General features: G+C 55.6%; 16 protein-coding genes. 7 read left to right on the top strand and 9 right to left on the bottom strand.

The genetic code is table 11. The features are described 5' to 3' along the window. Positions 1-17: 17 nt before the first annotated feature. Genes ACGLHT_RS00650 through ACGLHT_RS00640 form a run of 3 tightly spaced genes read right to left on the bottom strand, consistent with a single transcriptional unit; the run spans position 18 to position 2,834 of the window. The gene (locus tag ACGLHT_RS00650; RefSeq protein ID WP_010951444.1) at positions 18-1,472 is read right to left on the bottom strand and encodes a phospholipid carrier-dependent glycosyltransferase; all 1,455 of its coding nucleotides are present in this window, start codon (positions 1,470-1,472) and stop codon (positions 18-20) included. Further along, positions 1,466-2,449 carry a glycosyltransferase family 2 protein gene (locus ACGLHT_RS00645; protein ID WP_010951445.1) on the bottom strand — a complete coding sequence of 328 codons (984 nt, stop codon included), beginning with the start codon at positions 2,447-2,449 and terminating at the stop codon, positions 1,466-1,468. The genes ACGLHT_RS00650 and ACGLHT_RS00645 overlap by 7 nt, the downstream gene beginning before the upstream one ends. Beyond that, positions 2,415-2,834: a GtrA family protein gene (locus tag ACGLHT_RS00640; protein ID WP_010951446.1), complete on the bottom strand. Its 420-nt coding sequence runs from the start codon at positions 2,832-2,834 to the stop codon at positions 2,415-2,417. Before ACGLHT_RS00640 ends, ACGLHT_RS00645 begins: the two co-directional genes overlap by 35 nt. A gap of 257 nt (positions 2,835-3,091) precedes the next feature. Between ACGLHT_RS00640 and ACGLHT_RS00635 the strand changes: the two genes are divergently transcribed. The 4 genes from ACGLHT_RS00635 to ACGLHT_RS00620 all read left to right on the top strand — a co-directional run bounded on the left by ACGLHT_RS00635 (position 3,092) and on the right by ACGLHT_RS00620 (position 7,254). Further along, positions 3,092-4,060: a LysR family transcriptional regulator gene (locus tag ACGLHT_RS00635; protein WP_011953108.1), complete on the top strand. Its 969-nt coding sequence runs from the start codon at positions 3,092-3,094 to the stop codon at positions 4,058-4,060. Positions 4,061-4,270: 210 nt separating this feature from the next. Continuing rightward, positions 4,271-5,578, top strand: a complete 1,308-nt coding sequence (locus ACGLHT_RS00630; protein WP_009395904.1) for an OprO/OprP family phosphate-selective porin — start codon at positions 4,271-4,273, stop codon at positions 5,576-5,578. 298 nt (positions 5,579-5,876) lie between these two features. Further along, the gene (locus ACGLHT_RS00625) at positions 5,877-6,902 is read left to right on the top strand and encodes a hypothetical protein (protein ID WP_011953109.1); all 1,026 of its coding nucleotides are present in this window, start codon (positions 5,877-5,879) and stop codon (positions 6,900-6,902) included. Between the two features lie 127 nt (positions 6,903-7,029). After that, a complete protein-coding gene (locus ACGLHT_RS00620; RefSeq protein ID WP_010951451.1) occupies positions 7,030-7,254 on the top strand; it encodes a hypothetical protein in 225 nt (74 codons plus the stop codon). Positions 7,255-7,346: 92 nt separating this feature from the next. On the opposite strand, the gene ACGLHT_RS00615 is transcribed toward ACGLHT_RS00620, so the two are convergent. From ACGLHT_RS00615 to ACGLHT_RS00595, 5 genes are all read right to left on the bottom strand, one after another. Further along, entirely contained in the window at positions 7,347-9,344 is a 1,998-nt protein-coding gene (locus ACGLHT_RS00615) for a heavy metal translocating P-type ATPase (RefSeq protein ID WP_010951452.1), read from the bottom strand. Between the two features lie 202 nt (positions 9,345-9,546). Further along, positions 9,547-9,870, bottom strand: a complete 324-nt coding sequence (locus tag ACGLHT_RS00610) for a DUF2790 domain-containing protein (RefSeq protein ID WP_003253432.1) — start codon at positions 9,868-9,870, stop codon at positions 9,547-9,549. A gap of 162 nt (positions 9,871-10,032) precedes the next feature. After that, positions 10,033-13,194, bottom strand: coding sequence for a CusA/CzcA family heavy metal efflux RND transporter (locus ACGLHT_RS00605; protein ID WP_010951454.1), 3,162 nt, complete (start codon positions 13,192-13,194; stop codon positions 10,033-10,035). A 24-nt stretch (positions 13,195-13,218) separates the two neighbouring features. Further along, a complete protein-coding gene (locus ACGLHT_RS00600) occupies positions 13,219-14,469 on the bottom strand; it encodes an efflux RND transporter periplasmic adaptor subunit (RefSeq protein ID WP_010951455.1) in 1,251 nt (416 codons plus the stop codon). 68 nt (positions 14,470-14,537) lie between these two features. Then, on the bottom strand, positions 14,538-15,809 hold the full coding sequence (locus ACGLHT_RS00595; RefSeq protein ID WP_010951456.1) for a TolC family protein: 1,272 nt from the start codon (positions 15,807-15,809) through the stop codon (positions 14,538-14,540). 403 nt (positions 15,810-16,212) lie between these two features. Here ACGLHT_RS00595 and ACGLHT_RS00590 point away from each other — a divergent pair, with 403 nt between their 5' ends. The 3 genes from ACGLHT_RS00590 (at position 16,213) to ACGLHT_RS00580 (ending at position 19,160) form a co-directional block, all read left to right on the top strand. Continuing rightward, the gene (locus ACGLHT_RS00590; protein WP_003253422.1) at positions 16,213-17,556 is read left to right on the top strand and encodes an OprD family porin; all 1,344 of its coding nucleotides are present in this window, start codon (positions 16,213-16,215) and stop codon (positions 17,554-17,556) included. A gap of 488 nt (positions 17,557-18,044) precedes the next feature. Next, on the top strand, positions 18,045-18,719 hold the full coding sequence (locus tag ACGLHT_RS00585) for a heavy metal response regulator transcription factor (protein WP_003253420.1): 675 nt from the start codon (positions 18,045-18,047) through the stop codon (positions 18,717-18,719). Between the two features lie 117 nt (positions 18,720-18,836). Beyond that, positions 18,837-19,160, top strand: coding sequence for a hypothetical protein (locus ACGLHT_RS00580; protein WP_010951457.1), 324 nt, complete (start codon positions 18,837-18,839; stop codon positions 19,158-19,160). Between the two features lie 101 nt (positions 19,161-19,261). Here the strand turns inward: ACGLHT_RS00580 and ACGLHT_RS00575 are convergent, their stop codons facing one another. Further along, the gene (locus tag ACGLHT_RS00575) at positions 19,262-19,789 is read right to left on the bottom strand and encodes a hypothetical protein (RefSeq protein WP_012269855.1); all 528 of its coding nucleotides are present in this window, start codon (positions 19,787-19,789) and stop codon (positions 19,262-19,264) included. Positions 19,790-20,297: the final 508 nt, after the last annotated feature.

The raw sequence follows: 20,297 nt of genomic DNA, 5'->3' as shown, positions 1-20,297 counted from the left end.
TTTTTTGTGCTTGGAATTTAGCCTTCGTTCTTGCGAGGCGTTTCCGCATTGCTTTCTCCGGCCAGACCCTCGGCACCTTGTGCGGGGCGTTTCCAATGGCACAGCAGGAGCTGGCTGGCGTTCGCTTCGGTGATCGATGTGCAAGCTAGATCAGCGGGCAGACCATCCTTGCTGTCTCGCAAGCGCCTGGACAGATAGAACGAGCCATCCCGCGGCCACTTGGCAGGATCCTTGATGTTCTCGGACTTCCCGCTGCTGTAAAACTCCGACGAGTATGAGCGGCGGCCAGGATAGATCAGGGGAGCGGAATGAGCAGACTGCACATTGAGCCAGGCTTGAACCACATCCCGCTGATTCTGAGGGCGCTCCTCTAGTACCCCGGCGTAGATGATGCCCGCACCGATGATTGGCAACACCAATGCGCTCGCAGCGGCAGCCCAGGTGGTCTTCGGGCCAACTTCGCTGACCCGTGCAGACAGCAGCAATGCCCACGCTGGCAGCGCGGGTAGCAGGTAGGTCCACAGAATGTTGCCTGCAAATGTGAAGAAGACCGGTGTCGCCAAGGCCCACAGCCAGAGGTAGGCTTTGAAGCGCTGCATCGATCCACGCTTGCGGATCAACAGTGGTAGAAACAAGGCCCATGGCAGTAGCGACAATCCGAGCTGGATCCAGATGCTGCCGTACGGCTTGGCATGAGCACTACCATAGAGGTCCCCTGCCCAGTTACTGACGACGTAGCGGCTCCAGTGCTCACCAACGAAGAAGTACTCCATGAAGCCGGGCGTTTTCATCTCGGCCGCGACATACCATGGCACGGATATACCGAACATGAGTACAAGGCCGCTAATCCAGGGAAGCCTCAGTACCCGTCCCCATTCCTTGTAGATAACGAACCAGGCGAATGCCGGCGCCCCCATAAGCACCAGGGTCAGCGGCCCTTTGGCAAGCAAGCCCAGCCCGAGACCTGCGAACATCAGGTAGGCATCCGCCTTGCTGGCGCACTTCATCCAACGCCAGAAACCGTAGCTGGCCAGCAGAATCGAGAACGACAAAACAGGGTCAGTCAGCACAACACCGCTGGAGACCAGGCCAAGTGTGGTGCTGGAAAAAATAATGGCAGCCCAGATGCCGGCGTTACGAGAAATCTGCTGCGTGCCGAGTTTGATGATGATGAAACAGCTTGCCAGGTGGAGTAGCCACGCTGGGAAGCGCGCAGCGAACTCGTTAACGCCGAAGACCGTCATGCTCGCGGCCTGGGTCCAGAAGGACAACGGAGGCTTGCCCCAGAACGGTACCCCGTAGTCGAACATGGGCGTGATCCAGTCATTCAACTCGACCATCTTGCGAGCCATTTCAGCGTAACGGGCCTCAGATGTGTCCATCAGCGGGTAGATGCCCAGCCCCACCAAACGCAATAGCAAAATCGAACCCAGGACCCACCACAGCGTCCTCTCGTTCTTCAGGTTCAGCATTTCTTACCCTCGATCGAAGCCATCGAAGGGTGGAGTGACACGGGATCTGCCTTGTTGCTGTGCTTCAGGAAATAGAGAGGCCGGCGCTTCACTTCCGCGAGTGTCACGCCCAGGTACTCCCCCACCATGGCGACACCGACGCACATGAATGAAGCCATTCCGACGATCAGGTGATGGATGTCGAAACTGCCTGCCACAAGCGACGCAAGCATGTAGCAGATGCTGGAGACGAAAAGACCGAAACTGATGAGGCTGAAAATGCGCAGTGGTTTGCGAGAGAAGCTGACGATGCTCTCGATGGCCAGATTGAACAGGCCAGCTGCATTCCATTTGGTGCTCCCGGCATGGCGAACAGTGCGATTGTAGGGCAGTTCGATGGTACGAAAGCCTACCCAGCCGATCATGCCTTTGAGAATCCTGGAGCGTTCATCCAGGGCCCGCAGGGCTGCCAGCGGCGCAGGCCCAATCAATCGGAAATCGCTGACATCGGCCGGCATGTCCACCTTCTCCACCAGGCGCTGCATGACCCAGTAGTAAGCCCGGGCACTCATGCGCTTGAACCACGAATCACCGATTCTCAGGTTGCGCTGCATGTTCACCACGTCGTAGCCGCGTTGCCAGTAGTCCACCATGGCCGCGATGAGCTCTGGTGGATCCTGCAGGTCGACATCAATGAAGATCAGCGCACTGCCACGGGCATGGTCTATCCCGGCGCTCAGTGCAGCCTCTTTGCCGAAGTTGCGACTCAGGGACAGGCAACGTACAGATGACCCATCCTGATAGTGGCGAAGAATGTCGGCCGTCCGGTCATTACTGCCGTCGTCGACATAGAGGATTTCGCAGGAGACGGGTAAGCGCTTCACCACGCGGGTGATTCGCTGGTGGAACTCGGGGATGGTTTCCTCTTCCTGGAAGCAAGGGACCACGATGGTTAACAAGGGATCAGGGCGCTCGGGAAAGCGATGTAATGTCTGCATGATTGAATGTCCAAAAACGATGTGCAATGAATCCAAGTGCAGTGAGGCTTAAGGTCACTACGACTTGGGAGATGAGCGGTGACAGATTCGACTTGATGAGGAACCACATACCCACGCCATTGCCGAAGTTTGTGGTTAACGCGACCAGTGCAAACCTGACAGGCTGAAACTTACGAGAGCCATCTGCCACAAAACAGAGCGCCCTATTTCCAATGAAGCTCGCGATTGCGCCAACCATGCCGCCACAGATACTGGCCAGTAACGGAGTAACGAATTCTGTCGTAACCAGCAATAGGAACACCGCATAATGGACTCCCGTTGCTATGAAGCCGATCCCCAGATAACGAATCAGTAAGGTAGTAAGAGGTGGGGTTTGATTTTCCATGCCCAAAGCCTATGGAGGCAAAGGTGAAAAAATAGTGAACTAAATGTAAATGCGTAATTAGCCGAATCTATATATGGTAAGTAACAAGTCGGCGCACTAGGCTAGCACGCTACAATATCAGAGGGATTGCCTGAAAATTACGCTTTCGAAATAAAAGCCTTCCGATAACGCATGCATGACCCGTGGATTACAATGTTGACAAGATAAGGAAACACCGGGTGGCATTGAGATAGATTCCCCGAATTAAGGGGGACCTAATGGTTACACAAAATGAAACATATACAAGCAGCGTTGTTCCTTACAGCCCTGACATATTGGATGATTTGCCAATTGATGATCAGCTGGCCGTAGAGTTTTTCGCAACAGCACGTTGTGCCAGTTTCAAACAGGCTGCCCGAGGGCTCAATGTGCCAGTGGTAGGCCTGCGGAAACGCTTGGAGAAACTGGAAGAGCACATTGGTGCTCCCGTGTTTGTCTACAAACACAACAAGCTTGCCCTGACCCGCACAGGCGAGAGGGTCAGCCATTACCTGTGCCAGCTCTTCGGCCCAGACGGCCTTGGCAAGTCCGGTGAAAAGGAAGTCCCCAGGCTTACCATCGCGATCACAGAGCCAGTGCTGAACGACATCGTAAACCGCGATCTAGTCGCCTACGTGCGTGATCATGCCGAAATGCAGCTGGAAATCCATTCAGAATGCACAACGCAGATGCTTTCTGAGTGTGAAGTCGATGTGGGTATCGCTTTGGTGAGCCCAGATGATAAAGGCGCGCTTGATCGCCATCCTACGTATAGGTTTGAAAGGCTTGGCCGGATTGGGCACGCCCTGTTCATTTCCAGCCGCTATTCAAGAAGCGTCACCCTTCCAGTGGAGAGCTTGGATTTGCACAACTTCATGCTCGTTGTCCCTTGGGATGAAGAGATCTTGGCGGGCTCACGAAAGTGGGCATCGATAATGGCTGAGCATCAGGGCGGTACCACTCGGGTCAAGAGCTACAACCTATCACGAGGCCTTGTCGTTGGCGGTGCGTGTATTGGAGTGCTGCCCGACTACAGCCGAAAACTGGAGAGAAATATCCTACCCGTGCCGGGTTTCCTGGACGACCTGGAGGAGAAAGATGTCTATCTTGTTATCAAAACGAAGCTTGTCCGCAATCCGCAGGTTTTGGAAATTCGAAGATTGATCAAGAAGAGCTTCTTTGATAAGAAGGACTGGCTTGTTCGGTAACAGTTTTGTTAGGTTTCAAACTCCTCCGTTAACACTACAGAAACACAACTGTCATATTCGCTTGCAACCTAGTCAGAGTGCTTAGAACAAAGGCATCTTGTTACAGCGGGTGACAACCGTGGCCTGCTCCCATCTGCAAGATAAATTTAGGCCGGCGCAGGGCGAAATATAACGTCGGTAGCTAAGCACTTAACATACGAGAGGCAAGCAATGATCCGTTCTTCGAACATGCGGGAAAAGCTGTTGGCTGCCGCAATAATAGGCACATTTTCCTCGCAAGCATTCTCCGGAACAGTAACCACTGACGGAGCTGACATCGTTCTGAAGACCAAGGGCGGTCTTGAAGTATCGACTTCTGACAAGGAATTCAGTTTCAAACTGGGCGGCCGAGTTCAGGCCGACTACGGCCGTTTCGATGGTGTCTTCACCAAGAATGGCGATACCGCTGACGCAGGCTACTTCCGTCGCGCCTACCTTGAGCTCGGTGGCGTGCTGTACCGCGACTGGAAGTATCAGCTCAACTACGACCTTTCCCGCAACACGGGCAACGACTCCGACGGCTACTTCGACGAAGCCAGCCTGACCTACACGGGTTTCAAGCCGGTGCAACTGCGCTTTGGCCGTTTCTACACCGACTTCGGTCTTGAGAAAGCCACCAGTTCGAAGTGGACCACCGCCATGGAGCGGAACCTCTCGTACGACCTGGCGGACTGGATCAACGACAACGCCGGCATGGGTGTTCAAGCCACCAGCACCATCGCTGACATGGCTTATGTTTCCGGTAGCGTTTTCAGCGAAACCAATAACAACTCGGATGGCGACAGCACCAAGCGCTACAACGTACGTGGCGTGTTCGCACCGCTGCACAGTGATGGCAACGTCCTGCACGTCGGTGCTCAGTACGCTTACCGCGACCTCAAAAACAGTGCGGTCGATACCCGGATTCGTTCGCGTCTGGGCGTCCGCGGTGTAGATACCAATGGCGGCGGCGATGCCGGCACCAACGGCAACCGCATGCTGTTTGGCGGTGCTGCTGCACAAGATGGCCTGTGGAAGGACGACTCGGTCTGGGGTCTCGAAGGTGCCTGGGCCACCGGCCCGTTCTCGGTTCAAGCGGAATACCTTCGCCGCAAGCTGAAAGCTGACCAGGCCAACAACGACATGAAGGCCTCCGGTTACTACGCCCAGATGGCTTACACCCTGACCGGCGAGCCGCGTATCTACAAGCTCGATGGTGCCAAGTTCGACACTATCAAACCAGAGAACAAGGAACTGGGGGCCTGGGAAGTCTTCTACCGCTTTGACGATATCAAGGTCGAAGACGGCAACCTGGTCACCGCGGCGGACCAATCGAACGAGCGCAAGGCCAAGAGCCACACGGTGGGTGTGAACTGGTACGTCAACGAGGCGGTGAAAGTCAGTGCCAACTACATCAACGTGCGCACCGACAACAACGAGAACACCGTGGGCGACGACAGCGGCAATGCCATCGTGACCCGCCTGCAATACGTCTTCTGATCCCTCTCATCAGTCTGACGTGAGAAAGCCGGAAGCGCTCAACGTGCTTCCGGCTTTCCTGTTTCTGGAGGTGATCAAGCATGGAGCGCCCTCCTCCTACCTGCTTTCGCTTACCGATGACCGCTCTTGCCAAAGCTCGGCGAATCTGATGTGATTGCCGCGTCGGGCTTTGCATGGTGGCCGTGCAAGCAAATCAAACCTGACTCCTATTCATGATTGAACCTGATTCGACGTCCAGCTTCGCGTCTAACGGCCCTACAAGCGCAGCTACCCCAACGTCGCTCATTAGGGGATAGTCATGTCTGCAAAAAAGCTGCTTCAACCTCTCGCTGCTCAGCTGCACGCCTCGTTCTCGGCTTCTGGCCGCCCGTACTCTCATCTGCACCTCCACCAGCTGTTCCACGCGGCCATCGGCTCCGTTGCACCGCAAGTTGCCATCCAAGACAAGCTGCCAATTCAGGTCTGTCGTGACAACGAGACACGGCAGTACAACCTCTACGCGGCGGTCGAGCGGGCGAAAACGTGCTTAGGATTGACCGATCTTCAAGCAGTCGGTGTGGCTGAAGAAGTCATTGAGGTGCTACGAACTGCGGGAATCGGCGTGAACCAGGTTCGCCTGCTCCTTGACCCCTCCTTCAGCTCGAAGACTCGCAAAAAGGCCTTCAAGGCTCTCTGCAAGAACCTGGATCTGAACGAGCTAGGCGATCGCTTCGTCCCCAAGACTGCCACGTTGGCCATCGCTGCTGGTATTGCGCCGCCTCCCAAAATGTCGTGGAAGGATCGCTTCGCCCTGGCTGCAAATTCCCCCATGCGGGGGCCAAGCGAGCTCATCAGCATGGTCAACCGGGATGAGTGTTATCTGTGGGTATTCCCACCGACTGACCATCATGCGACGGCTCCAGCGACGCATGACCGTTTCTTTGGTGAAAAGACCCACCCGAGCGCAGAAATGGGCATGGGGTTCAGCATCATCGATTCCGGCTGGACCCGCCCCAAGTACCCGCTATCCAGGCAGTCACAAGAGACCTTCATCCAGTATTCGCTTTCTGCGCCGATGTGGTCCTGGCGCGCACAAAGTGACACCTGGCGCCTGGGAAACATCCTGCGTTCAAGAATCCTTGACGGGGCTCCTTGGCATAACGAGCCTCTGAGTGACGTGCTTCCGAGCGGCCTTAAATCCCTGCCCCGGATCTATGGGTGCGAAACCTGCCGAACGCTGTTCATTGAGAATCACAGCGACTACCCGGATGTACCCACTCAGTGCCAATGCGGTGAGGCGAGCAGCACGGGTGACCAAAACGAGTCATCTGCTCTCAATAGCTGATTTTCCTTACGGTGGCGGGCTGAGCCCCCCGTTAGGGATTGGCTATGGGAGCGGGATTCGCTCACCCCAAACCTGAAGGCGCCGCCACCTAACCGAGCGATATGAGCTGAATGCTCGCGGAGTAGATATGCAAAAGAGTAAAAACAAACAGGACACCCTGGCGGCGATCAATGCGCTTGTCGAGATTGCGTATGATCAGGGATTTGCGGACGGACACGGAGTCGGCAATCAAGTCGGTTTCGTAGCCGGTGTCATGAGCCTCAAAGCTGCATTGGCCTGCGGCTTACGGCATGGCTCACCTGAGTGCGGAAAGGCCCTTGAAAGCCTCAAGCGCATCGGGATCGACGAGTGAGAGAAAAGTACGGGTCGTGCGCTGATCGCGCACGACCCGTACTTCTACTTCAGGTCATTTCCCTGCTTAGCTTCATGATTGAAGCTCAGGGATCAGGTGCTTCTGCGGTAGGCCAACAGGCGCAAGGCGTTGAAGACGACCAACAGTGTGGAGCCCTCATGGATCGCAACAGCGGCACCAATGCTCAAGCCCATGATGGTGGACGGAACCAGGATGGCCACAATCCCCAAGCTGACGAACAGATTCTGGTGGATGATCGATCGCGTGTGACGGCTCAGCCCCACCGCAAATGGGAGTTGCCTGATGTCGTCAGCCATAAGCGCGATATCAGCCGTTTCCAGGGCAACATCAGATCCAGCAGCCCCCATTGCGATACCAACGCTCGAACTGGCCATGGCAGGGGCATCATTGACGCCGTCACCCACCATGGCCACCTTGGCGCTAAGGCGCAGGTTTTTGATGGCCTTGACCTTGTCTTCCGGCATCAGGTCTCCCCACGCTTCATCTAAGCCAACTTGTTTGGCTACAGCCTCTGCAACGCGGTTGTGGTCTCCAGAAATCATGACCATGCGTTCGATGCCCATCTCTCTAAGCTTCTGGAGTGCCTCTTTGGCCCCCTCCCGGGGTGTGTCCAATAGCCCGATAGCGCCCAGATCCTTGTCAGCACGCCGTACCACCATGGTGGTACGGCCTGACTGACGTAGACGCTCCGCAGCCTCCAGGGCTGCCTTGCTGAGTGCGGGAATACCATTGGTACCGAACATCTCGACCTTGCCAATCCAGACGAACTGCCCATCAAGCTCAGCACGCACGCCGCGGCCAATCATGTTGCTCATGTTCTTGGCTTGGAATCGGCGCCGTGTGCCAATCATCTCTTCACCGTCACGCACAATTGCCGCAGCCAGCGGATGGTCGCTCATCGACTCCACAGCGATGGCGACGTTTAGCAGATCCTCGATCTGCGTGCCGCCTATGGGTATTACATCGGTGATACGTGGGCGCCCTTCGGTCAGGGTACCGGTCTTGTCGAATGCCATGGCATTCAATGATCCAAGCTCTTCAAGTGGCGCACCGCCCTTGATCAGCACGCCACCTCGGGCTGCCCTGGCGATGCCAGAGAGAATGGCGCTTGGTGTAGCGATCGCGAGCGCGCAGGGGCTGGCTGCAACCAGTACGGCCATCGCCCGGTAGAACGAGTCACGGAACGGCTCGTCAAGGAAAATGCCGGCAAATAGCAGCCCGACTACCAGCAGTAAAACCAACGGGACGAATATGCGTTGGAAGCGGTCCGTGAATCGCTGGGTCGGTGACTTCCTGACTTCGGCTTCACTGACCATCTTGATGACCCGCGCCAAGGTACTCTCCGTAGAGCGCCGTGTTACCTCAACCTCGATGAGCGTTTCGCCATTGATGGTACCGGCGAAGACTTTCGAGGCTGCATCCACTGCATCTGGCTTGCTGCGTGCGAGTTCGGCATCAGGAACAGGTTGCTTGTCCACGGGGACGCTCTCACCGGTTACTGGCGCCTGGTTGATACTTGAGGAGCCTACGACTACAAAACCATCGGCCGGCAGGCGGTCATTGGGGCGCACGATGACAACGTCACCGGGAACCAGCAGCTCCACGGGCATCTCCACCGTGCCATTTGCTCTGCGTACGATCGCGGTGGCTGGTGCGAGCTTGGACAGTGCCTCAATCGCTTTCTTGGCCCGCCCCATCGCGTAGCTTTCAAGGGAATGCCCCAGACTGAACAGGAACAGCAGCAGAGCCCCCTCCGCCCAGGCGCCGATGCTCGCGGCACCGACTGCGGCGAGAAGCATCAGCGAGTCGATCTCGAAGCGTTTCTGACGGATGTTGGTAACCGCTTCCTTAGTGGTGAACCATCCACCGAACACGTAGGCCGACACGTACAGAATCAGAGGCAGACGATCAATCAGGCCAAGTTTTCCTGCGAGAGCTCCGGCACCCAGGAGAGCACCACAGATCAGCGCGAAAATCAGCTCTGTGTTCATTCCAAAAATGCCGCCATGCTCATGGCTATGACCTTCATGCCCGGCTTGGTCATCAGGGCGTTCAAGCAAACTCTTCATAACTCGTCCCTTCTGGGGTCAAGGCTTCCAATTGCCCTCTGCAGTTGGGGAGCCGTCTCTGTTGGTTGGCTAAGATCTATTGCACGGTTTGCCCGAGCCCAGGCGTTAACATTTCGAAGCTATGGGGTATCGGGCGTAATAAAAAATGCCAGGCACTGCCTGGCATTTATGAATTCTCTAATTGTTCTGTTCAAATCGTTTACTACTTGTTGTTGATGCATTGCGAATACATCGAGTAACGAACAGTCTTGAGCGTGCCCTGGGAGTCCTCGAAGGTCATCAACCGTGGATAGACCTGGCAGGTACGGGGGTCCTGCGACTGACGTACGAATTTCGCAACGTCTATCTTCATGCCATATTTGTAATCCTGAATCTCTGGCATTGGCTTGCCATTTTTCTCCGCGTACTTGGCCACTGCGGTCTGGTGTTCCTTGGTGTATTGAAGCTGCTTGCTCTCGGAGAAAGTGTTGGCCTGCGAAGCCACCGAGAAAACAACAAGTGCAGCAGCGATAATTAGCTTTTTCATAAAACCCTCTCAATTTCAAAACTTCTCGGGCGTAACCTTAGCAATGCATAGGCATCACCGGCATGACGAGAAACTTACAATTTTGAAAGGTAAGTGCATCTACTTCACTTTAAACAAAAAAGCCCACAACACGTGTTGTGGGCTTCTCTTTAGCGGAGGCTGTTAGCTAACCACTTCGGCCTCGTCGCCGTCTTCATCCTTGCGGTGTGCCCAGTGATACAGGGCAGGCAGTACCAGCAAGGTCAGTGCGGTGGAGGACAGGATCCCGCCAATCACCACCGTCGCCAATGGCCGCTGAACTTCGGCACCGGTGCCGGTGGCCAAAGCCATCGGGATGAAGCCCAGGGACGCTACCAAGGCTGTCATCAGAACAGGTCGCAGACGGGTCAATGCACCTTCATCGACTGCCTGTCTGAGCGTTCGTCCCTCCTCCCTTAGCCCGCGGATGAAGGCAATCATCACCAGGCCGTTCAGTACTGCAACGCCGGACAGTGCAATGAAGCCGACACCTGCCGAGATCGACAGTGGGATGTCCCGCAGCCACAACGCCACAACACCACCGGTGAGTGCGAATGGAATACCGGTGAAGACCAGCATGCCGTCCTTCAGGTTGTTGAACATCAGGAACAACAAGGTCATGACCAGCAGCAAGGCGACTGGAACAACGATCTGCAGGCGTTTGGCAGCCGACTGCAGCTGCTCGAACTGGCCCCCCCAAGTCGTCCAGTAGCCCGCAGGGATTTGCACCTTCTTGTCCAGCGATGCGGTCGCCTCCTCAACGAAGGACCCCAGATCGCGGCCTCGAACGTTGGCGCTGACGATAACCAGACGTTTGCCGTTCTCGCGGCTGATTTGGTTCGGGCCCAGTTGCAGGTCCAGATTGGCGACCTGGGACAGCGGGATGAAGCCGATCTGATTGGCACCCTGTGCCGCATTGGCAGGTACCGGGATCAGCAAGCTGGACATACCCGCTACGTCGGTGCGAACGGTCTCTGGTAGGCGTACTACCATGTCGAACCGACGGTCGCCCTCATACAGCGTGCCGGCCTGACGGCCACCCACGGCGATAGCGATCGAGTTCTGAACATCCGCGATGTTCAGGCCGTAGCGTGCTGCTTTTTCGCGGTCAATGTTGATGGTCAGCACCGGCAGGCCGGATGTCTGCTCAACTTTCACTTCCGATGAGCCCGGGACCGCTTTGAGCGCTGCCGCGATCTTGTTGGCGGTGTTGTTGAGCACGTCCATGTCATCGCCGAAGACTTTCACAGCGACGTCACTACGCACGCCCGAAATCAGCTCGTTGAAACGCAGTTGGATTGGCTGCGACAACTCGTAGTTGCTTCCTGGAACACCCGCTGCGGCCTTCTGCACTTCAGCAATCAGCTCATCACGAGGCTTCTTCGGGTTAGGCCACTGATCCTGAGGCTTGAGCATGATGTAGGCGTCAGAGGCGTTCGGCGGCATCGGGTCAGATGCAATTTCTGCGGTACCCGAGCGTGCGAACATCCGCTCAACTTCAGGCACCTGCGCAATCACCGCTTTCTCCAGACGCTGCTGCATCTCGACAGATTGAGTGAGGCTCGTTCCAGGCACACGCATGGCCTGCATCGCAAAGTCACCCTCACTGAGGCTTGGGATGAACTCGCTACCCATACGACTTGCCAGCAAACCACTGAGCACGACCAAGGCTACTGCGGCCGAGAAAGCGATGTTCCGATGTCCCAGCACCCATTGCAGAACCGGTTCATAGCGCAGTCGAGCTGTGCGCATGACCACGCCTTCCTCTTCCTTCACCTTGCCAGTGACGAACATGGCAATAGCTGCAGGAACAAAGGTAACGGACAGGACCATTGCACCCAGCAGCGCCATCACAACGGTGAAGGCCATCGGGTGGAACATTTTGCCTTCGACGCCGGTGAGGGCGAAGATCGGCAGGTACACCACCATGATGATCAGCTGACCGAAGATCAGCGGCCGGCGAGCTTCTCGCGCCGCGGCAAAGACCTCGTGGAAGCGTTCGGTTTTGGTGAGCATGCGGCCATGCTTATGTTGCGCATGAGCCAGTCGACGGATCGCGTTTTCTACAATAACCACGGCACCGTCGACGATGATGCCGAAGTCGAGTGCCCCCAAACTCATTAAGTTGGCACTGACCTTGTTGTTGAACATGCCTGTGAAGGTGAACAGCATGGACAGCGGAATCACCATCGCGGTGATCAGAGCCGCACGGATGTTGCCGAGGAACAGGAACAGAATGGCGATAACCAGGATCGCGCCTTCCACCAGGTTCTTCTTCACCGTCGCGATGGCTTTTTCAACCAGGTTGGTACGGTCGTAAACAGTCACAGCCACCACGCCCTTTGGCAGGGTGCGGTTGATGTCCGCCAATTTGGCGGCGACAGCTTGAGATACGGTGCGGCTGTTTTCACCAATCAGCATGAACACGGTACCGAGCACGACTTCGCGGCCGTTCTCAGTAGCAGCACCTGTACGGAGCTCTTTACCGATGCTGACGTCAGCAACGCTGCTGATGCGAATCGGTGCACCATCCACACTGGTGATCACGATGTTGGCGATGTCTTCGATATTGCCTACCTGACCCGGTGCACGGATGAGCAACTGTTCACCATTACGCTCGATGTAGCCGGCACCGACGTTGGCGTTGTTACTTTCCAACGCTGCGACCAGGTCATTGAGTGTCAGCTTGTAGGTAGCCAGGCGCTTTGGATCCGGCGCAACCAGGAACTGCTTGGCATAACCGCCGATGGTATTGATCTCGGCCACACCCGGGACGTTACGCAGCTGAGGCTTGATGATCCAGTCCTGGATCACGCGCAGGTCGGTCGGGGTGTACGGCGTACCGTCCTCTTTGACCGCGCCATCTTCGGCTTCAACAGTCCACAGGAAGATCTCGCCGAGGCCGGTAGATACCGGACCCATGACGGCCTCTACACCTTCTGGCAGCTGTTCCTTCGCAACCTGCAGCCGCTCGTTGATCAACTGGCGGGCAAAGAAGATGTCAGTGCCATCCTTGAAGATCACGGTGACCTGAGACAGGCCAGAGCGAGACAGGGAACGGGTCTGCTGAAGGCCCGGGAGACCGGCCATGGCCGTTTCAACTGGAAACGTGATCCGTTGTTCGGTTTCCAAGGGCGAGTAACCAGGCGCTGCAGTGTTGATCTGCACCTGGACGTTGGTGATATCGGGTACCGCATCGATGGGCAGCTTTTGATAGCTGTAGATACCGATACCCGCCATGATCAGAACGGCGATCATTACTACGATGCGCTGCTCGATGGCGAATCTGATGATACGTTCAAACATGAGAAATCATCCTGTCAGTTCGCATCAGTGACCGTGTTCGGCAGAAGCTTTGCCGAGCTCGGACTTGAGTGTGAAGCTGCCACTGGTTGCTACCTGGGCGCCGGCTTCAATACCGTCGATGATTTCCACGTACCCATTGTCGCGGCGACCCAGTTTTACCGGGCGGGTGTCAAAGCCATCTGGGGTGCGTACGAATACCGAAGGTTTGTCTTCAACGGTCTGCACAGCGTGCTCAGGGACCGCTACGGCAACTCGATCGGTCTGGGAGGTGACCGCAATGTTTACGAACAGGCCTGGACGCCAGGCGCCGTTGGGGTTGGTCAAGGTGACGCGGACAGTAGCTGCACGGTTTTGCTCGCCCAGCAGGCTGCCGACATAACCCACCTTCCCTTCGACCTCGACGTTCATGTCAGGCGAAGAGACTTTCACTGCACGGCCAGTCGTGACCTTGCCCAGATCTGTCGGCGGAACTGCGAAGGTCGCCCAGACCTGATTCAGGTCGGAAAGGATGAAGGCGTTGGTCGCCTCGCTGACGACTTCGCCGACGGTCAGGTGTTTCTCCACTACCACGGCGTCGAAGGGAGCGCGGAGCTCGTAACGATTACCGCCAACGGAGTTAACCGAGGCACCGATTGCGCCGACCTTCTGCTTGGCGTTGGCCAAGGAGATCTCCGCTTCTTGCAGCGCTTGGCGTGCTTGGAGGTAGTCTTGCTCTGCAGAGATCTTGTCCTGCCACAGTTGCTTCTCACGTTCGAAGGTCACACGCGCCAGTTCGACGCGACGCTGTGCGGCCTGTTGTTCGCTGCGCAGGTCAGAGATCTGCTGGCTGGCGATTACCGCGAGGACTTGCCCTTTCTTGACCGTCTCGCCCAGGTTGGCCTGGACAGCCTCAACAACGCCAGGAACACGAGGAACCACGTGGGCAGTACGATCTTCGTCGAAGCGAATTTCGCCAGGGAAGCTCACGACGGTACCGAGGTCACGAGGCGCTGCAGCTTCCAGGGCAACACCAGCGGCCTTGATCTGTTCAGCGCTGAGCGTCAGCTTGCCCTCTTCTTCACCGCCCTCTTCGCTGTGGCCTTCTTCACCATGGCCCTCATCACCTTCCTCTTTGGCGGCAGATGCGGCTTTCTTTTCGTCGCCATGGCCATCGTTAGCGCCATGCTCGGCAGTACTGGCGGCCTGCTGTCCGGAACTGTTGTTCCAGGCAAGGCTGCCAAATCCGAGGGCTGCCACAGCGGCTACCGCGAGGGCGATCTTGCGTTTGTTATCCATTGCTACTCCTGCTGATCGTAGGCACCGGCTTGTTCAAGGCTGTGTGCCGAAGAAAATGTTTGGCCCGTTCAGCGAGTGCCGGCGGTTGAGCCGACTTCGCCATAAACCCTTTCCACCTGCGCACGCGCATTGGTCGCCGCTGCCAACGATTCGAGGTATTGGCCACGAGCGACGATCAAGGTGCGCTGGGCATCCAGCACTTCGATGAAACCGAATTTGCCCATCTCGAAGCCGCGGGTTGCGGTCTCTACGGCTTGTTGGGCTGAAGGCAGAATGGTCTTGTCGTAGGACTCGACCTCCTGCATGGCGGTGGACCATTGGTTCAACGCGGTTTGGGTTTCGGTGCGCAGGCGCAGCTCAACAGCATTGCGCTGGTCCCGGGCCTGATCTGCACGACGAGAAGCGGAAAGAATGTTGCCCTGGTTACGATCGAACAGCGGCAAAGGCATAGACAGGCCCACAGTGTTGACCCGCTCGCGCACAGAGCGGTCGTACTGGCTACCTACACTGACAGTAAGGTTCGGGATACGCTGAGCTTTCTCTGAGCCGAGCGAGGCATCGCTCTTGTCTATCTGCACCACGGCCTGACGCATTTCTGCTGTTTGGTCGAGCTTAGCCAGCAGATCTTCAGTGCGAGGTGGCAAGCCCGGGGAGAGGGTTGGCGATTCGAGTCGATCAAACACGGTGACTGAGCTCCCGGTAATTTGAGCGAGCTGTTGGTAAGCGGTCGCTTTTTCCGTTTCTGCACGTCGAACTTGCAGCTGGGCTTCGGCCAGTTGCACTTGAGCGCGGGTCGCCTCCACTGGGGACGACTTACCTGCGCGAACACGGCCATCGACGATGCGAAGACCGCGCTCAGTCAGTTCGAGAGATTGCTTGGCCAGGTCGAGACCTGTCTGGGCCCGCAACGCGGCGTAAAAGGCTTGGACGACATCTGCACGCAGGCCGTTAACGCGACGGTCTAACTCAAGCTGTGCGGCGGTCTGCCCGTATGTGGCGACGTCAACACGAGCCCCCCGCTTACCGCCCAGCTCAAGGGTCTGGCTGAGAGAGACAGTCGTCTGGCTGGTGTTACGACGGGTGTCTTCCACGTCATACGAGATTGTGGGGTTGGGGATAAGCCCGGCCTGCTTGCGAGCACCATCAGCGATCCCAATTTCTTGCCTGGCCGCGGCCAGGTCTGGGTTGGCATCCATGGCCGTCGAAAGCGCCTGGGGCAAGCTGATGCTTTGGGCAAGGGCTGCAGGCGCCATCAACCCAGAGATGACTGCACAGAGTGCAGCGATCTTCCAGGGCGAGACGGGGGTCTTGGGTAAGACATTGCGGTTATACCGGGGCACTTTGATGGTCCTCGTGCACAAACTTCGATAAAGCTTGGCGAGAACGCCGAAACAGCTGCCAAGCCCCACTTGATTAGGTGATGGCACTCTAATGAGCGGTAGCTATCAGAGGGGTGGCTAGAAAATTACAATTCCGTAAGAATGTCCTGTAATGCCCGAAAATACTGGGAAACCAAACCCGACACGATGATTTCGTTACAAGCAACGGAGATGGCAAACACGCGGTGCGAAGGCCCGAACAACAGGTAGATGACGAAATTGTAATTTTCCTATCACCCCCCCGTTATCTTCGGCCTGCAAATATGAGCTCGCGCTACGCTAGGCGCGCCGCCTGGTCAGAACAATTAACGACACCCGCGCCGGTAAACATAATAAAAACTGCCGTGAATCAAAGGAGCATCGGATGAAAATCAAAGTACCACTGTATTTGGCGGCAGTTTCTGCGCTGTCTGGAAGCTATGCTATTTCGGCACAGGCAGAAGACAAGCCAGAAGGCTTCATTGAAGGCAGCAGCCTTACAGTGCTGAACCGTAACTTCTACTTCAACCGTGATAACCGCGACAGCACTGCCCCCACTTATAACAGTGGCAAGGGCAACACCAACGGCTACTCCGAAGCCTGGGCGCACGCGATCATCAGCAAATTCAACTCTGGGTTTACCCAGGGAACCGTTGGCTTTGGCGTTGATGCCTTCGCCATGATCGGCCTCAAGCTCGACACCGGTGATGGGCGCAACGGCGGCCGTAGCTCCTTCGACGTGCTACCCGTTGATAACAAGGGCGAAGCTCGCGACGAATACACCAAGGTCGGCGGCGCAGCCAAAGTCCGCTTGTTCGATACCATCGTGAAAGTAGGTGATGTTTTCCCATCGACTCCGGTCGTTGCATCCGGCGACTCTCGCCTGCTGCCAGAAAGCTTCCGCGGCGTGACCGTTGAGAACACCAGCATCCAAGGCCTCACCCTGCAGGGTGGTCGTCTGCATGCGATGAGCCAGCCGGTCTCAAGCAACCTGAACGACAACTTCGTGACGTTCTACGGCGGCCCGGTCAACTCGCCATGGATCGGTTACGGTGGCGGTGACTACTCGATCAACGACAACTGGACTGTGAGCGTCTACGCCAGCCAGCTGAAAGACGTCTGGAATCAGTACTACGCCGGCACCAGCGTGGTTTACCCGCTGAGCGACGATCTGGCGCTGATCGGTGGCTTCAACTACTACAAAGCCGTAGATGAAGGTAAGAAGCGCCTGGGTGAATTCGACAACAACATCTGGAGTGCCAAGGTCGGCGTGCGTTACGGTGCCCATACCCTAGCCCTGTCGCACCAGCGCAACAACGGCGACGACGATTTTGACTACCTGCGTCAGTCGGACTCGATTTTCGTCGACAACTCCATCCAGTACAGCGACTTCAACTCGCCGAAAGAGCGTTCCTGGATGCTGCGCTATGACCTGAACTTCACCAGCTACGGCATTCCAGGCCTGACGTTCATGACCCGCTACGCCAGAGGCTCGGGCGCGGATTACTCGAACGCTAACCAGTTCTACATGCGCACTGATGACAACGGCAACCCGCTCGACAATCAGAAGCGTTGGGAGCGTGACGTCGAAGTCAAATACGTTGTCCAAACCGGTCCAGCAAAAGATCTGTCCTTCCGGTTGCGCCAGGCAACCACACGTGCCACTGCATTCGAATCGGATCTGGATGAAACCCGTGTGATCATTGAGTACCCGCTTTCGATTCTGTAATTCGCTAACTGGACCAGTTATTCATTAACTGGTCCTATTAGTAAAACGAGCATTACGAATTCACCTTGAGTGGCTTAAGTGCTCCTTTGGTAAAAGGTGGATATTTGGCGCCCATTGGGCGCCTTTTTTTGCCTAAAATTCAAGTAGGCGTTCGATTGTACGCATCGCATGCCGGTGAAGTTCATGACTACACCAATGACCAGTCTCTTCAATGTGAGCGACCTCGCCGTCGTCTGAGCGGAACGAAGCCAGCACAAAGAAGAAAATAACCCAATACTTCATAAGGTCAAATCACCTGCTGGAGAGAGGGCCCGCAACTGTCAAACCCAAACCGCGACAAGATATACCGCCAGACTATCAACTGTATTACCTAGAAATTACAAATCCGTCATTTGAGCCCCGGCACGCTCATTTTGATTTACCATCCCTTTCAATAATGCCGGCGCGCGTGCGCGGTTAATTGCTCAGTGATATCGAGACAAAATCCCATGCGAATTCTGGTAATTGAGGATGAAGTAAAAACTGCGGAGTATGTGCGTCAAGGTCTGACGGAATGTGGCTATGTCGTAGATTGCGTCCACACCGGGTCAGATGGATTATTCTTGGCTAAGCAGCACGAATATGAGCTGATTATCCTGGATATAAATCTGCCAGAGATGGACGGTTGGCAGGTCCTTGAGTTGTTGCGTCGTAAAAACTGCCCTTCCCGTATCATGATGCTGACGGCGAGAAGCCGGCTGGCGGATAAGGTCCGGGGGCTGGAGAACGGAGCAGATGACTACCTGATCAAGCCATTTGAGTTCCCTGAGCTGCTGGCCCGGGTTCGCGCCTTGATGCGCAGGTCAGATCACCCTGCATCCGTAGAGGTCATTCGCGTCGCTGACCTGGAGCTTGATCAGAGCCGGCACAGGGCATTCAGGGACGGTCAGCGCATTGACCTGACCACGAAAGAATTCGCGTTACTGCATTACCTGATGCGTAATACCGGTGTGGTGCTGAGCCGCACCCAAATTATTTCGCAGGTTTGGGATATGAATTTTGACTGCGACACAAACGTTGTAGAGGTGTCGATTCGAAGACTCAGAGCCAAGATAGATGACCCTTTCGAGACCAAACTGATACATACGCTTCGGGGCGTAGGGTATGTGCTTGAAAAACGATAGTTGCCAAGCTCTCTAGTACCGAAAATCCGCTACATGCTCCCGTCGCTTGCGAACTTGAGGTTTCTGTTTACGATCCGCGGCGCTGATTCCTCACTCAACAAATGAGGTAGGCTGTACATGAGGTATAGCATTGATTATCAGCAGGTTTCGCAAGGACAATCCGATGCCAGCATTGATGCCTGTCCAGCTGACATTGTCTTCAACAGCGACCATGGCCTAGCTCTTATCCCGTGCGTTGGCGATGTTATCAACCTCCCCTCTACGGCGGTCAAAGAAGGGGTTTGCGGCATCGTTAGATCAAGGATTTTCAATTATCTCAGAGGTCCTGAAGAGCTGTACTGTCACGTCAATATTCTCGTTGAGGAGGCGGACATCAATTTCGAAAGTCTCATCTCGGAATACATGCGCAATCAGTCACGTGCTCGCTCGCCTTCTTCATAAAGTCGAAGGCGGGCCAGTCCATTAATGGTTGTGTATGGGTGAGGGTTCAGCAGAGCGAGCGCCTACTGAGCACCAGAGATGAATAGTCACAGCCTAGTGGTTTAACGCGGTACTGCTGGTGTACGCAGGGCCGGACTCATTGTTTTTTGAATGGCGCATTGCAGCACATAGAAATATAAAACCCCGGAAGCAAATACGATTGCGGACAGATAAGCAAACTCAGAGTCTAAAACCCCGGAAACCATATACAATTTAATCGTGATAGAACCCATAATAATTCCGGTACAGTACATGACGCCTGTGAACTGATTGCCCAAAAAACTCAGTATGCCGCTGAAGGCATTGTTCGCACTCAACAGCATTGCTTTCAGTATCGTCCAGCCGAGAACTGGCAGAAAAGCCTTGATCATGAAGGCGAATAACATCGACGATGCAAACAGTTTTATCGGGGTTTCTGCCCACGGCTTGATGGTGCCGTCTACTTCAACGCCGGTATACAAGATGATATTCAGAATAATCGCCATAAGGGTGCATATGCCGAGGCGTATCATTTCCCGCTTAAGCGGGGCCATCATTATCACTGCGTGAATCTTGTTTCCAAAGTATCGTTTTAGTCCTTGGATCGACATTTTTCTTCCTATGCTCTCGGGTATGACGCTGTTGTAGCGTTGTATGACGGTCATGCTTTTACCCGAAGAGAGGTGACGCTTCAACGGTCCTGAATTGCGCAGGGGATCTCATGTCCTTCCCCTGGCTGGGTAGCTTGCTGAGAAATTCTCATCTACCTGCGTGGCAACGATGCGGCCACCCCGCCGCCGTCAGAGCTCTGGAGGACTGGCTGCTGTCAGCAACTCATCGAGTGACGGAACCTTAGCGTTTGCACTGAGGACGAGTGTTCTGGATCGGAGTATGGATACATCAAAGAAAGATTCGCACTCGACTCTTCCGTTTACTTCTCTCCAGTGGGTGACTTCTGGTATCAACTCATTAGGCACCGGGTATAGTGCCATAGGGTTATGGAATACCTCCACTTCAGCAGACCACGGCTCGTAGCCATATTGCGGCCAGAGCTGACCGTAGTCGCTGGACGCTACATCCAACAGAAATGGGATACCTCGTGATGCTCCCGGAGAACGG

The organism is Pseudomonas sp. PsB (assembly GCF_043658375.1).
GTDB classification, from domain to species: Bacteria; Pseudomonadota; Gammaproteobacteria; order Pseudomonadales; family Pseudomonadaceae; genus Aquipseudomonas; species Aquipseudomonas putida_Z.
This window is presented reverse-complemented; position numbering and strand designations above follow the sequence as displayed.

What these genes read in the sequence shown, in the direction of transcription:
- ACGLHT_RS00650 (WP_010951444.1), bottom strand. Translation starts at nt 1,472, where the DNA reads ATGCTGAACCTGAAGAACGAGAGGACGCTGTGGTGGGTCCTGGGTTCG.
- ACGLHT_RS00645 (WP_010951445.1), bottom strand. Translation starts at nt 2,449, where the DNA reads ATGCAGACATTACATCGCTTTCCCGAGCGCCCTGATCCCTTGTTAACC.
- ACGLHT_RS00640 (WP_010951446.1), bottom strand. Translation starts at nt 2,834, where the DNA reads ATGGAAAATCAAACCCCACCTCTTACTACCTTACTGATTCGTTATCTG.
- ACGLHT_RS00635 (WP_011953108.1), top strand. Translation starts at nt 3,092, where the DNA reads ATGGTTACACAAAATGAAACATATACAAGCAGCGTTGTTCCTTACAGC.
- ACGLHT_RS00630 (WP_009395904.1), top strand. Translation starts at nt 4,271, where the DNA reads ATGATCCGTTCTTCGAACATGCGGGAAAAGCTGTTGGCTGCCGCAATA.
- ACGLHT_RS00625 (WP_011953109.1), top strand. Translation starts at nt 5,877, where the DNA reads ATGTCTGCAAAAAAGCTGCTTCAACCTCTCGCTGCTCAGCTGCACGCC.
- ACGLHT_RS00620 (WP_010951451.1), top strand. Translation starts at nt 7,030, where the DNA reads ATGCAAAAGAGTAAAAACAAACAGGACACCCTGGCGGCGATCAATGCG.
- ACGLHT_RS00615 (WP_010951452.1), bottom strand. Translation starts at nt 9,344, where the DNA reads ATGAAGAGTTTGCTTGAACGCCCTGATGACCAAGCCGGGCATGAAGGT.
- ACGLHT_RS00610 (WP_003253432.1), bottom strand. Translation starts at nt 9,870, where the DNA reads ATGAAAAAGCTAATTATCGCTGCTGCACTTGTTGTTTTCTCGGTGGCT.
- ACGLHT_RS00605 (WP_010951454.1), bottom strand. Translation starts at nt 13,194, where the DNA reads ATGTTTGAACGTATCATCAGATTCGCCATCGAGCAGCGCATCGTAGTA.
- ACGLHT_RS00600 (WP_010951455.1), bottom strand. Translation starts at nt 14,469, where the DNA reads ATGGATAACAAACGCAAGATCGCCCTCGCGGTAGCCGCTGTGGCAGCC.
- ACGLHT_RS00590 (WP_003253422.1), top strand. Translation starts at nt 16,213, where the DNA reads ATGAAAATCAAAGTACCACTGTATTTGGCGGCAGTTTCTGCGCTGTCT.
- ACGLHT_RS00585 (WP_003253420.1), top strand. Translation starts at nt 18,045, where the DNA reads ATGCGAATTCTGGTAATTGAGGATGAAGTAAAAACTGCGGAGTATGTG.
- ACGLHT_RS00580 (WP_010951457.1), top strand. Translation starts at nt 18,837, where the DNA reads ATGAGGTATAGCATTGATTATCAGCAGGTTTCGCAAGGACAATCCGAT.
- ACGLHT_RS00575 (WP_012269855.1), bottom strand. Translation starts at nt 19,789, where the DNA reads ATGTCGATCCAAGGACTAAAACGATACTTTGGAAACAAGATTCACGCA.